This is a genomic window from Vibrio sp. MEBiC08052, assembly GCF_001506075.1.
Classification (GTDB): Bacteria; Pseudomonadota; Gammaproteobacteria; order Enterobacterales; family Vibrionaceae; genus Vibrio.
In genome coordinates this window covers 1954720-1968754 of record NZ_KQ947475.1, presented here as the reverse complement: position 1 = coordinate 1968754, position 14035 = coordinate 1954720, and the positions used below count along the sequence as shown (strand labels likewise).

Below are 14035 nucleotides of genomic sequence, written 5' to 3'. Positions count from 1 at the left end.
TGATGGAAACAATGATAGACGAATTGGCGCAACAAGCCGAAGTACAACCAATCGATGAATTGGTTGGATGGGTCAGGCAGCATGACTTGTCTCTCAACCTGGATACTGAGCGACTCGCATTTTTGATTGCGATTGCCGTATTGAGTCGGGATCGATTTGATGACGAACTCGGTGAAGGGGAATTACATGATGCATTTGCAATCGTCACTCGGTTATTTGATGAGACCGGGGAAGCGTCCGCTTTTCGGGCCAATAACGCGATCAATGATTTGGTTCACCAACGGCTTATCCGGCGTTTTACCAGTGAAGTGACCGATGGAGCAAGTATCTATCGGTTATCACCATTGGCGATTGGCATTACTGATTATTATCTGCGTCATCGTGAATTTTCTAAACTGAAACTATCGATTCAATTGTCGATTGTTGCTGATGAAATGGCCAAGGCCAAAGAAGCTGCTGAAAAAGGTGGCGCAGTATCTCACTGGCAAAAGAATGTTTATGGGGTCTTGAAATATTCCGTGGGTGAGATTTTTGATCAAATCGATCTCAACCAGCGGGTAATGGATGAGCAGCAACAAGAAATTAAAGAACAGATTGCCCAGTTGTTGAACAAAGACTGGCGTGATGCGATTCAGAACTGTGAATCACTCTTGTCAGAGACATCATCAACGTTGAAAGAGTTACAAGACACGCTTCAGGCTGCCGGTGATGAAATGCAGACGCAGATTCTCGATATTCAGGAATGTGTTTATGGTGAATCCGAGCTGGATTTTATTGAAGAAATATTATTTCAGTTACAAATAAAACTAGACCGAATCATCAGTTGGGGCCAACAGACCATTGACTTATGGATCGGTTATGATCGACATGTCCATAAATTTATCCGAACCGCGATTGATATGGACCAAAACCGTGCGTTTAGTCAGCGTTTGCGTCAATCGATGAACGACTACTTCGCGGCACCTTGGTTCCTGACCTTTGCCGATGCGGAGCGCTTTATGGACATGCGGGATGAAGCCTTGGTTCTCCGGGACGATGAAGTCACAGGGCAAGTCCCCGAAGATGTTGAATATGAAGAATTTCAACAGGTCAACGATGTGTTGGCAGAGCAGATCGGTGAAATGCTCACCGTGCATAAAGATCAAGGTACACCGATCGATCTCGGCATCATTTTAAAAAATTACCTCACAGAACATCCAAAAACGCATCATTTTGATTTAGCCAGAATTGTGGTCGATCAGGCAGTTCGGCTGGGATATTCCGCGTCTGATTATCAGGCGATTCAGCCAGATTGGCAGGCAATCAATGAATTTGGTGCAAAGGTACAAGCAAATGTCATCGACAGATATGAATGAATATATGCCAGAGAAACTGGTCAAAGCACTTTCCAATCCGCTCTTTCCGGCATTGGATAGTTTATTACGTGCCGGCAGGCATGTTTCCGGTGAAGATATGGATAATCACACATTTTTGTCCGATTTTGAGCCTGAACTGGCCCAGTTTTACCAACGTTATAATACCGAGCTGATACGCGCTCCCGAAGGTTTCTTTTATTTAAGGCCGCGTTCCACATCATTGCTCCATCGGAGCGTGTTATCCGAACTCGATATGTTGGTTGGCAAAGTGCTTTGCTTTTTGTATCTCAGTCCTGAAAGACTGGCCCATGAAGGGATTTTTACCCATCAGGAATTGTATGAAGAGTTACTCACGCTGGTCGATGAGAAAAAGTTGATGCGCTTGGTGACTTTCCGGGCCGGCGGGTCGGATCTGGATCGGGAAAAGCTGTTTGAAAAAGTCAGGACGTCGTTACGAAGACTGCGCCGAATGGGAATGCTGGTCGTTCTGGGAGAGAGTGAAAAGTTTCGGATTACCGAAGCAGTGTTCCGCTTCGGTGCAGATGTCCGTGTCGGTGATGACATGCAAGAAGCGCAGTTGAGATTGATTCGTGACGGTGAAGCGGTTGTCCCTAGCCGGGATAGTCATGAAGTGGTGGAAGATACCGATGAGGAGACAGCAGAAACCTCATCAGAAGCATTAACAGGATTTGAAGGTGAAGCATGATTGAAAGAGGTAAATATCAATCGCTGACCATGATCAACTGGAACGGTTTTTTTGCCCGTACGTTTGATATTGATAATTTGGTCACCACACTTTCCGGTGGGAATGGCGCGGGGAAATCAACCACGATGGCGGCCTTTATTACCGCGCTGATCCCTGATCAAAGTCTGCTGCATTTTCGTAATACCACCGAAGCGGGCAGTTCCCAGTCGTCGAGAGATAAGGGGTTACACGGCAAACTTCAACCCGGTACTTGTTATGCAGCGTTAGACGTTGTCAACTCCCGTAAGCAGAGAGTGTTGTTCGCTGTCCGGCTACAACAGGTTGCCGGTCGGGATAAAAAAGTCGATATTAAGCCGTTTCTGGTTCAGGGTCTGCCTAGCCATGTTCGCCCCACCGATATTTTGATTGAAACTCTTTCAGATCAACAGGCACGGGTTCGGACCGTCAATGAGGTCAAAGATGCTGTTGCAGGCTTGGAAGGGACGCAGTTCAAAACATTTAGCTCAGTGGTGGATTACCATACCCAGATGTTTGAATTTGGGGTTGTACCGAAAAAAATGCGTTCGAGTAGTGACCGCTCCAAATTTTATCGTTTGATTGAAGCCTCTTTGTACGGCGGTATTTCCAGTGCGATAACGCGTTCGCTGCGGGATTATCTGTTGCCGCAGAATGGCGGGGTGAAAAAAGCGTTTCAGGATATGGAAGCGGCGCTGCGTGAAAACCGGATGACGCTTGAAGCGATCAAAACCACGCAAGCGGATCGGGATCTGTTCAAACATCTGATTACCGAATCGACCAACTATGTTGCGTCTGATTACATGCGTCATGCCAATGAGCGGCGCAGCAAAGTCGAACAGGCACTGTCATTCCGCCAGACACTGTTTGGGGCTCAGCAAACCTTAGTGACGCAAAGCGAGCTGCTGACTCGCGTTAAAGATGAACTCGATGAACTGACGGAGCAGGAATCCGCACTGGAGCAAGATCACCAGAGTGCATCTGATTACCTACAACTGGTGCATAACGCATTACGTCAGAAAGAAAAAATCGAGCGCTATCGGGAAGATCTGGAAGAGCTGAATGAGCGGCTGGAAGAACAACTAATGGTGGTTGAAGAGGCTCAGGAACAGACGTATGAAGCTGAGCAGCATGCCACGATTCTAGAAGATGAAGTCGATAGTCTGAAGTCGCAACTGGCCGATTATCAGCAGGCACTGGATGTGCAGCAAACCCGAGCTCTTCAATACCAGCAAGCCGTTCAGGCTCTCGAAAAAGCGAAAGCTGCGCTGGATGATGACAGTCTCACGGCTGAAAATGCATCGCAGAAAATTCAGACCTTGAATCAATCACAGCACGAGATGACCGAGCGAGTTTTGCAACTGAAACATCGTCTGGATATGTCAGCCGCTGTCGCCACTCAGTTTGAACAGGCATTTCAGTTAGTCCAATCTGTGCTCGGCGATGTGGCGCGCCATACCGCCTATGAACACGGTGTAACCCTGATTGAGAAATCACGACAATGCAAACAACTGATTGCGCAGGAAAAACAGTGGTACACCCGTCAGAGTGAAGTTTCCCGTCAGCTGGAGCGCCAGAATAATATCGCGGCACTGGCCGATGCCTACCATCAGGAACATCAGGAAACGCTTGATGATGAATCGACGATCAATGAAGCGCGTGAGAAACATCAAGAAGTCCTGGATGTTGTCGAAGAAGAACTAATTTCTCTTCGAGAATCACGTAGTGATTTGCGCCGGAATCAAGAAGATGTTCGGGCGCAGATTCAGCGGTTAGAGAAGATTGCTCCACAGTGGATTGTTGCGCGTAATGCGTTGGATGATCTGCGTGAACAGAGCGGTGAAGCGCTGGAAAACTCACAAGCTGTGTTTTCTCATATGCAGCATACGTTGGAACGGGAAAAACAGCAGACATCAGAGAAAGAAAAATTAGCATTACAGCGTCACAACCTTGAGCAAGACATTGAACGTCTGGCTTCTCCCGGCGGAGCCAATGATGCACGGTTAAAATCGCTGGCTGATACATTAGGCGGCATGCTGTTATCTGAAATTTATGATGATATTACGTTGGAAGACGCCCCTTATTTCAGTGCGATGTACGGGCCGGCCAGACATGCGATTGTTGTCTCTGATTTGTCAGAAATTCAGGCGCGCTTGGCGGAGTTGGATGATTGTCCGGAAGATGTCTATATCATTGAAGGCGATGTTGATGCGTTTGATGACAGTTCGTTTGATGCCGATGAACTTGAAGGTGCGGTGTGTGTCCGTCTGAATGATCGTCAGATCCGCTACTCTCGTTTCCCGGAGATTCCTTTATTCGGCCGGGCGGCAAGAGAGCAGCGACTGGAGCAACTGCGGGCGCAGCGAGACGATATTGTTGAGTTGTATGCCAAAGCTTCATTTGATGCGCAAAAGCTGCAACGTCTGTATCAGGCATATCAGACGTTTGTGGCGTCTCATATGACGACAGCGTTTGAAGCGGATCCGGAACAGGCACTTCAGACGTGTCGTGAGCAGTTGAATCAGTTTGGTCGCTCACTGACTGAACTGAGCCATCAGGAACAGCAGCTACAAACACGGCAACAACAGAGTAAAAACGCGTTATCTCTGCTTGAGAAGGTTGCGCCTTTTGTTCATCTGTTGGCCGATGATACATTGCAGGATCAAGCCAGTGAGATTGAAGACAGCCTTGCGGAGCTGGACGAGGCCAAACGGTTTTTGACGCAACATGGTCCGGCAATCGAACAATTGAGTCGCTGTATCCATGCTCTCGAAAACGATCCGGAACAGTTTGACGCGCTGGAAAGTGAGTATCACGACGCTGACCAACAGTTGCAGCAAGTGAAAACCCAGATTTTTGCCATTTCGGATTTGATCGAGCGCCGTCATCATTTGCGTTATTCCGATGCGGTGACGTTAGTCAACCAGAGTGATGTATTGAGTGAGCAGTTGAAAGAGAAATTACAACTTGCGGAATCACAGCGCGGTGAAGCCAGAGAAGTCTTGAAGTCGCGTCAGGGGCAGGCCAGTCAGTATCACCAAGTTCTGGCATCGCTCAAGAGTGCACATCAGTCAAAACTCGAAACCGTGCAGGAGTTTGAGCAAGAGTTACAAGAGTTGGGCGTGCATACCGATACGAGTGCTTTGGAACGCGCAGAACACCGTAAAAATGAGCTGTACGAGCGTTTGAATGTTTCCCGGCAACGGCAGAGTGAGCTGGAGAGAACCCGGACATCGACTGAAATGGAGATGACCGCGTTGAGCCGGCAACTGAAGAAGGTTGAGAAAGAGTATCGTGATCTCAGAACGTTTATCGTCAATGCCAAAGCAGGATGGTGTTCGGTACTGAGACTTGCTCGTGCTCATGATGTTGAGCGACGTCTGCATAAACGTGAGCTGGCTTATCTGTCGGCAGGAGAACTGCGTTCCATGTCGGATAAGGCGTTAGGTTCGTTGCGTCTGGCTGTTGCCGATAATGATACGCTGAGAGACGCTTTACGTCAGTCTGAGGATAATGCCAGACCGGAGCGTAAAGTCCTGTTTTATATTGAAGTGTATCAGCATCTACGTGAACGGATTCGTCAGGATATCATTCGTACCGATGATCCGGTTGAAGCGATTGAAGAAATGGAAGTTGAGCTTGCCCGCTTGACGGAAGAGCTGACCCAGCGAGAATCTCGTTTGGCAATCAGTTCTGAGTCGGTCGCGAGCATTATTCTCAAGACCATTCAGCGGGAGCAGAACCGAATTCGGATGCTCAACCAAGGCTTGTCCAATATTCATTTTGGTCAGGTGAATGGGGTGCGTTTGAATGTCAAAGTGCGCGAAAGCCATGAAATGTTACTGACCGGCTTGTCAGAACAACAGGCACAGCATCAAGACTTGTTCAACAGCCCGCGCTATACCTTCTCTGAATCAATGGCGAAATTATTCCAGCGGGTCAATCCGCATATTGATATGGGGCAGCGTTCACCTCAAGTGTTGGGCGAAGAGCTGCTTGACTACCGGAATTATCTTGAGCTGAATGTGGAAGTGAATCGCGGGGCCGATGGTTGGTTACAGGCCGAATCTGGTGCACTCTCAACAGGTGAAGCGATCGGGACCGGCCAGTCGATTCTGTTGATGGTCGTGCAGAGCTGGGAGGAAGAATCCCGTCGTCTGCGTAGCAAAGATATCGTGCCGTGTCGTCTTTTGTTCCTCGATGAAGCAGCACGTCTCGATGCCAAGTCGATTGCAACACTATTTGAGTTGTGTGATCGATTAGACATGCAATTATTGATTGCAGCACCGGAAAATATCAGCCCGGAAAAAGGTACCACCTATAAATTAGTGCGGAAGATCCACAAAAATCATGAACACGTTCATGTGGTGGGTCTGCGGGGGTTCGGTCACAATCATGCACCTGAATCCGAGGACCTGACGGCAGAAGCGTCTTAATGCTTCAGTCGGATTAGGACATCAGCGGTAAAATAAAAAAGAGCCACCTGAAATCCGGTGGCTCTTTTTTATGTCGGCGACCAATCATGTCACAGACTGATGAGAGAATGTATACCACTCTGATGAACACTTGGTTTGAGATGACGATGTATTGGGTTAATCGATAGAGACCAATAGCTTATCGCCTTGTTTTTCAATCGTTGCTTCTCCCCGAACCTGTGCCCTCGGAACATCTTTGACAACGATGTCGCTATTATGCCAGCCATATTGATACAGATAAGGCTTGATATAGTGCAGTCTTAGGTTAGAGAGATTCTTAAATACATCGGAGCCGGTGAGTCGGTAGAAATATGCACTGGTTTTGGTTTCATCAACACTGATAATAATTTGTTTGAACTGCTGCGGTTGTTGCAGATAATCGTGGGGATCATGTTCGGTTATCATTTCCGCAAAGAGAATGCGTTTCTCGTTGTAGCCATAATTATATTGATGCATCTGCCACGCAAACGGGATAAACAGGGTCACCAACAGCAGGGTTCGCCACCAGAACCGGGGAGCTAACAATACCAGCATCGCCATACCTAGTGGTAGTGTAACCCCGGAGCGCAGCGGCACTTTCACACCCAGAGGGATAACGCTGGCATAGATGGAAAACACCACCAGCAAAGCCACAAGGGTATATTTCAGATGATGCTTTAATGCCCAGACCAGTGTGATAGCCGCCGGGATATAGAACAGAGGACTTAACTCCGCCAGATAGCGGGCATTGCGTTCAAAATTCCCCGCACTTTTTGCAATATTGGCGAGAATCCCACTGATATCCGTCGATGGGGTTGATTTCCGCCATGAGACAAATTCAATAAACTGACCCGTTCCGTTCTGGAGCAGGGTATAAGCATAAACACTCAAATTCGCGACGGCATAGCCGAGCACATAGCCGGCAATCCAGAAACCAAGAAATTGCAGCAAACTTCGGAAGTTCTCTTCATTCAACTGGCGGATAAAGAGCAAAGGCATCAGGAAATAGAATGCCGGGTAGGTTGCAAACAATAGGATACCGGAGGTGAGTAAGATCACCGGGCGTGAATAGCGATCTTTCATGCAACTGAACAGTGCCAGCATCAGTGTGCCGGGAATCAACGTCATCGGCCATTTGAACAACATGGTAAAATAAGGAACATTGATCACCAGTAGCGCGAAGCAGCCAGCCAGCCAGCGATCTTTTCTTACGCCTATCGCCACCTGATAACCAAAAATAAAGATAAATACATTGCATAGGGTGCCGGCGACAACCGCAGGAGTCAGCCGCAATAGGTCGAATAAAGCAAAATTAACCCAGCGCCCTTCAGAGACAAATTTAGACACATAATCGTCCATATAAGGTAAAGCATCATGTGCCACATTTTCCAACATGGATTCGTGTAAATTGAATAGTGTCCATATCAGAGTAAACGCCAGAATGCTCCATTTGAGCAGGGAGACGGTATCGAACGGATTGGATGGGATCGAGGGGGATGAAACATGATTATTGATCATTTGTCCTCCGAGAAGAAAACACGGTGCGATAACCTAGGTAGTTGATGGTCATCGAGACACCAATCGCAACAATTTGCGCAAAATAAACGAACATCGCGAGATGTTCGACCAACAGATACAACACGCCGGTACTACAGGCGAGTGACGATAGATTGACCAGACAAAACGGCAGCAACTGACCGCGCCGGGCGGTGCTTTTGAAGACAAAGCCTCGATTGAGGACAAAACTGATCAGCATCCCGATCATATAAGACAGGATGGATGCCACGAGATAATAACCGAGAAGCTGATACAGAATGACGAATAGAATATAGCTCGTCCCGGTATTGATCATACCCACCAGCGCAAAACGGAGGGTTTGTTTGAGTTCGGGACGAATTCGGTTATCTAGCCACGGAATGTTTCTTGGTAGATTCAAGCGCTCTTCCTTTTTTCAGAATATAAAGCGGACGACCTTTCGATTCATTGTAGATCCGGGCGATATATTCACCGAGTATGCCAATTGAGATTAACTGTACGCCACCAACAAACAAAATCGCAACGAATAGCGAAGTCCAGCCGGAAACCCAGTGGTCGGTCATCAAACGAATATAAATCGAGTACATAAGCATCGCAAAGGCAACACCGGAACACAGGAATCCCATCATGATGGATAATTTCAGTGGTTTTACGGAAAACGACAGGATGCCATCTAATGCGAATTTAAGCATTTTACTCAGCGGATATTTAGATTCTCCGGCAAAGCGAGGTGAACGTTCATAAAGAATCGACGTTTGGTTGAAGCCTATCCAGCTCACCATGCCGCGGATAAAGCGAGCTTTCTCCGGCATGGCAATTAGTTGATCGACCACTTGTCTGTCCATCAGCCGGAAATCACCGGTATCTAATGGGATCGGGACTTCAGATAAACGGTTGAGCATCCGGTAGAACAGTTTGGCTGAAGCAAGTTTAAAAGCTGATTCGCCTTCTCGATGATCCCGTGTACCGTAGACTACATCATAACCATCTTCCCATTTTGCGATCATTTGTTCGATGAGTTTCGGTGGATCCTGTAAATCGGCATCAATCAATACCACGGCATCACCGGTACTGGCATCCAGTCCGGCGGTCACAGCTTGTTGGTGTCCGAAATTACGTGAAAGAGAGAGTACGATGACCTGATGATATCGGCGGCTGTGAGCCAGTAACTGTTGTTCAGTGTCATCCGAGCTGCCATCGTTGACAAAAATTAACTCAAAACGGTAGCCGGGAATTGCATTCGTGACGGAAATTAGCTCCTTGACCGTGAAATCAATGACTTCACTTTCATTGAAACAGGGAACGATCACGGATATTTTCTTTTTCATATTCATAGTCTGCCACATAGCTCCATCATGGATAACGACATAAATTCAGACTAGCAATCGAATGTAAGAATCATGACAATGCGAGGTGAAAAGATCAGCAACCTTGGTTGGAGATAGCCGTTGTACACCCCCGGATGCTATCTCGTTTGATATTGTTATGCAGATAGAATTGGGGGTGGGTGCCGGGTTTATTTTATTGTGTTAAATGTTGTGATGCCGCAGCAAAATGATACATGGCATATTCAACACGTTCCCGGGGCGTTAACGGTAATTCAGGTGAACCCATATGTTCAATATGTCTGAGTCTGGGTAACAAACCCGCACCATTGGCGATCTGAATGGCAAGACCGGGGCGAGCATTGAGTTCCAGTACCATCGGGCCTTTATTTTTATCCAGCACCATGTCGGTTCCGATATAGCCTAAGCCAGTCATTTCCCATGCTTGTGCGGCAAGTTCAAGCAGGCGTTGCCAGTGAGGTACTTCCAGCTCAATTAACGCTCGACCGGTATCCGGATGATGTGTCACAGGTTGTCCGAACTGCACCGCTCGTACCGCCTGACCGGTTGCAATATCAATTCCAACGCCAACAGCTCCCTGGTGTAAGTTTGCTTTTCCGTCCGATGCACTGGTGGAAAGGCGCATCATGCACATCACTGGATAGCCTTTGAAAACAATGACCCGAACATCCGGTACGCCTTCGTAGCTGAAGCCGTCGAAACAGTCATCAAACTGAATCAGGTTTTCGATGACTGCTACATCATTTTTACCACCCAGAGAAAAGAGTCCGGCAAGCGCATTACTGACATGTCTTTCCACATCTTCAGCACTGAGTGTGGCACCGGATGGTTTGACATACACACCGTTTTGATGGGAAGTCACCACCAAAATTCCTTTTCCGCCACTGCCGCGAGCGGGCTTAATGACAAAACTTGGCCATTGCTGAACCAGTTGATGAATTTGTTTGACTTCATACTGGTTTCGAATCACACCGATGAGCTGGGGGACGGTACATCCGGCTTTTTCGGCGAGGATTTTCGTTTGAAGCTTGTCATCAACTAAGGGATATTTAGAGCGATCATTGTAACGACCAATATAGCTATGGTTGCGTTTATTCATCCCCAGAATCCCCTTATGCCTTAAGCGAAAAGGGGAGGTATATTTTTCGAAAATCATAGTTCATCTACCAGAGGCTTGAAGCGCTTTAATTCGCTGACACGATAACCGGTATAAGTTCCCAGCAATAGAATGAGTGCCAACACAATCAACTGTAATCCGATAAAATTAAACGTGAGATGCTGAACATATGGATTCGTCATTCCCAGATAAACAAGAATTGCTGTAAACAGCGAGCCTCCGCCTTGCAGAAAGACCTCTTTCGCACCGTCTTCTTCCCAGAGAATCGACATCCGCTCAATGGTCCATGAGAGAATAATCATGGGGAAGAAAGTAATGGTGAGCCCTTCAGTAATCCCAAGTCGGAAAGAGAGGACTGTAAAGAGCGAAATCATCAGAATAACAGCGATGATCACTGCTGATATTCGGGCCACAAGTAACAGATTCAGTTTGGACAGGTAACTTCGGATAAATAGCCCTGTACCAACAATCAATAGAAAACCGATGATACCCGTGAGCAGTTGCGTCTGGACAAACGCCACCGCGATAAGAACCGGCATGAACGTCCCGGATGTCTTGAGTCCGATAATGACGCGGAGAAACACCACGATCAGGGCACCGATAGGAATTAACATGATGGTTTTAAACATCGCTTGTTCTTCCAACGGTAGGCTATGAATCGATAGATTGAGCAATCCGTCCGCATTGACTTTACTGTTGGTGGCTTCCTGTGGCGAAACCTCGTGGGAAATCATGCTGAACTGTACCTGACTATTTTTACCGCCGACAACGTCAAGCAAGGAAACATTGGATTCGTCCCACACCAACAAATTCGGATGGTTCGCCTGTTTACCGGTGTCCGGATTAAAGACAATCCAACGTTCTCCGTCCCAGACTTCATTCATTGGCTCGATACTTTGACGACGACGACCATCTTCCAGTTCCAGTACCCCGACAAGCTTATTGGGAATGCCTGAGTATGAAAGCATCTTCTGAGTCGCTTCATATTTGGTCATCTGGTTCAGCAGGAGTTGTGCGTTCTGACTTTCCTCGTCATTCAGCGCTTTGATGAGCTCTCTGGCAAACGTAACATCATCGGCTGAACGTTCACTTGCCTGCGTAATCAGGGAGACAGCGGCGGCTTCTTCCGGGCTATCGAATGTCGGGCGATCAACCGGACCATGCGGTGGCTCAGGACGTGATTTGGCCTCAGGGTCGACAAGGAATTGTGTTTTATAATAGATAGTTTGTGGGCCACTGGCTCGGCGAATGGACCATTCGGCACGTCTGTTCCCCGGGGGCGATTCAAGATAAGAAACCCCATACCCCGGTGAGGAGGCGGATTCACTAATCAGCGTGAATCCGTCTTGGGTGTATGGCGCGGCAAGGGAAACTTTGGCCTCTTTACCCAGCGCATTAAACTGAATTCGTGCTTCAATTTCCCAGACTTGTCTCGTCTCACCGGGGGTCCAGGGAACACCATAAACCTGATGGCGAAAAACGCTTAAATAAATGCCGATCGCAATCAGCAGTACGATAGAGATATAAAATGGAATTCGGGAGGTCATGATCAATACTCACCAGATAATTATTTGGCCGTGGATTGAACGAATTTTTTACTTACATCCACTAGCGCGATATCGCGGAGAAATTCACGCCCCAATAAGATTGGGTGTGACATTTGGGAACGATCGGCAAGAGTAAATTCTGTCCGTTCACGAATATTCCCGACACTTATCCACAATTCAACAACAGCTCGTCGTTCGGTTTCCGACGTTGAGGCTTGTCGAATTTTGACATAGCGTAATACGGGTGCTTCGATCCAGTTGTCTTTGGCTTCTTTTTTAGCGGCTTTATCGCTGGCATTTTTTTTGTCCGCTGCTTTGTCCGCATCCTGTTCATTCCGGCCCGATAAATGGAATCGAACCCAATCTTTCCCATTTCTTTCAAATTCTTCAATATCTGTAGCGTCCAGAGACGACGTTGCAGCCCCTGTATCCACCCGGGCATCGAATTTTTGTTTGATCGATTCGATACTGATTCGTTCAACCTGCCCGAGGATGACCTTATTCGCCGGCGCCGGATCAGATGAAACGAGATGTTGCAGTGATTGGGTCGGATTAATCTCCTGCAGTGATGAATGCTGATAGTGATTCTGATTGAGTTTATGTATTTGCTGTTTTAAGGAAGAAACTTCATTTTCCAGACTATCGATGTAATCGACTTGATTACTCGACTGCAATTCTAGATTGGTCAGGCGCTGATTAATGTTGCTTTCTGTCCCATGAATAGCTGCGATTGTCTCTTGATGTAAATTTCTTTCCTCTGTTGTGACACATCCCGCTAGTGTGGATATCGCGGCCACAAGTGCAAGTCGTTTAAACATGAGTAACCTAATTCTTTAGTTGTTATGATTGATATAAAGCATTCAGTGGTGATTTCCACGGTCTAGCGTACTCTGATTTTTTATACTGCGCGTTAGATGTATGTCAATTATGGTTTACGGGCAACCAGAATCGCTCTTCTCGGTGCCGGATAGCCTTCAACTGTTTGCTTCGGATCCGCCGGGTCTAGATAGTCGGGCAATGAGTTATGTGTCATCCATGTGGTTGTTCGTTGCTCTTCTGTCGATGTTTCGTTCTCATCGGCAATGACAACATCAATAAATCCACATTTCTCCAGCCACACTTTTAATGCGAGTGCCGAAGGAAAGAAGTACACATTTCGCATTTGCGCGTAGCGATCCTTCGGAACCAACACCGCACTTTCATCGCCTTCAATAACCAACGTTTCCAGAATCAGTTCTCCGCCCGCAACAAGTTGATCTTTTAGCTGTAACAAATGGTCTAATGGTGAACGACGATGGTACAGAACACCCATACTAAATACCGTATCAAATGCTTCTAGTTTGGGAAGTGCTTCGATACCTAATGGCAATAAATGAGCCCTCTGGTCATTTCCCATTAACCGGCGTATTGCTTCGAACTGAATCAAAAACAAGTGAGATGGGTCAACGCCGATACAAAGACGAGCACCTTCTCCCAGCATCCGCCACATATGGTAGCCATTACCACAGCCGACATCGAGTACATTTCGGTTTTTCAGCGGAGAAATATGCGGTAAAACACGGTCCCATTTCCAATCTGAACGCCATTCAGTATCAATATGAATGCCATGAATGTGATAAGGCCCTTTTCGCCACGGATGAAATGTTTTCAGCAGGTTTTCCAGCTTTTTCTGTTCTCCCGCGGCTAAGGGGATTTGATTCCGGATGGCAACTTCAGTGTGCAGTTCAACCTGATCCGGAGTGAATGTCGGGAGTTTATTCAATGACCGCAGCCAGCGCTCAAAATCTCCGTGCGAATCGTTTTGCCAATCCGTCAGTTGCTGAGGTAAAACATTCAGCCATGGCTGGAGGCGTTGATCTTGCGCGATGAGCTGATAAAAATTAGCAAAGTTAAACATTGAATCGAGTATCCTGCGAACGAAAAATAAAACTGGGAGTATCCTCAGCAGAGCAAGGCGCT

General features: G+C 47.2%; 10 protein-coding genes. 3 read left to right on the top strand and 7 right to left on the bottom strand.

All coding sequences use genetic code 11. The features are described from left to right. Positions 1 to 11: 11 nt before the first annotated feature. The 3 genes from mukF to mukB are packed head-to-tail and all read left to right on the top strand — an operon-like array spanning position 12 to position 6512. Positions 12 to 1355 (top strand): chromosome partition protein MukF, encoded by a 1344-nt coding sequence (gene mukF / locus VRK_RS08550; protein WP_157371884.1) that lies wholly within the window; start codon positions 12 to 14, stop codon positions 1353 to 1355. Beyond that, complete coding sequence (gene mukE, locus VRK_RS08545; RefSeq protein WP_059120965.1) at positions 1333 to 2061, top strand: chromosome partition protein MukE; 729 nt, start codon at positions 1333 to 1335, stop codon at positions 2059 to 2061. Before mukF ends, mukE begins: the two co-directional genes overlap by 23 nt. Then, the gene (gene mukB / locus VRK_RS08540) at positions 2058 to 6512 is read left to right on the top strand and encodes a chromosome partition protein MukB (RefSeq protein WP_059120964.1); all 4455 of its coding nucleotides are present in this window, start codon (positions 2058 to 2060) and stop codon (positions 6510 to 6512) included. Before mukE ends, mukB begins: the two co-directional genes overlap by 4 nt. Positions 6513 to 6668: 156 nt before the next feature. On the opposite strand, the gene VRK_RS08535 is transcribed toward mukB, so the two are convergent. From VRK_RS08535 to cmoB, 7 genes are all read right to left on the bottom strand, one after another. Then, the gene (locus VRK_RS08535) at positions 6669 to 8048 is read right to left on the bottom strand and encodes a hypothetical protein (protein WP_059120963.1); all 1380 of its coding nucleotides are present in this window, start codon (positions 8046 to 8048) and stop codon (positions 6669 to 6671) included. Further along, positions 8038 to 8466 (bottom strand): GtrA family protein, encoded by a 429-nt coding sequence (locus VRK_RS08530; RefSeq protein WP_059120962.1) that lies wholly within the window; start codon positions 8464 to 8466, stop codon positions 8038 to 8040. The genes VRK_RS08535 and VRK_RS08530 overlap by 11 nt, the downstream gene beginning before the upstream one ends. Continuing rightward, positions 8432 to 9394, bottom strand: coding sequence for a glycosyltransferase family 2 protein (locus tag VRK_RS08525; RefSeq protein WP_059122714.1), 963 nt, complete (start codon positions 9392 to 9394; stop codon positions 8432 to 8434). Before VRK_RS08525 ends, VRK_RS08530 begins: the two co-directional genes overlap by 35 nt. A 193-nt stretch (positions 9395 to 9587) precedes the next feature. Then, on the bottom strand, positions 9588 to 10568 hold the full coding sequence (locus VRK_RS08520) for an alpha-L-glutamate ligase-like protein (RefSeq protein ID WP_059120961.1): 981 nt from the start codon (positions 10566 to 10568) through the stop codon (positions 9588 to 9590). Further along, the gene (locus tag VRK_RS08515) at positions 10565 to 12076 is read right to left on the bottom strand and encodes an inactive transglutaminase family protein (RefSeq protein ID WP_059120960.1); all 1512 of its coding nucleotides are present in this window, start codon (positions 12074 to 12076) and stop codon (positions 10565 to 10567) included. The genes VRK_RS08520 and VRK_RS08515 overlap by 4 nt, the downstream gene beginning before the upstream one ends. 20 nt (positions 12077 to 12096) lie before the next feature. Further along, entirely contained in the window at positions 12097 to 12894 is a 798-nt protein-coding gene (locus VRK_RS08510; RefSeq protein ID WP_059120959.1) for an ATP-dependent zinc protease family protein, read from the bottom strand. Positions 12895 to 13001: 107 nt separating this feature from the next. After that, complete coding sequence (gene cmoB, locus VRK_RS08505) at positions 13002 to 13973, bottom strand: tRNA 5-methoxyuridine(34)/uridine 5-oxyacetic acid(34) synthase CmoB (RefSeq protein WP_059120958.1); 972 nt, start codon at positions 13971 to 13973, stop codon at positions 13002 to 13004. Positions 13974 to 14035: the final 62 nt, after the last annotated feature.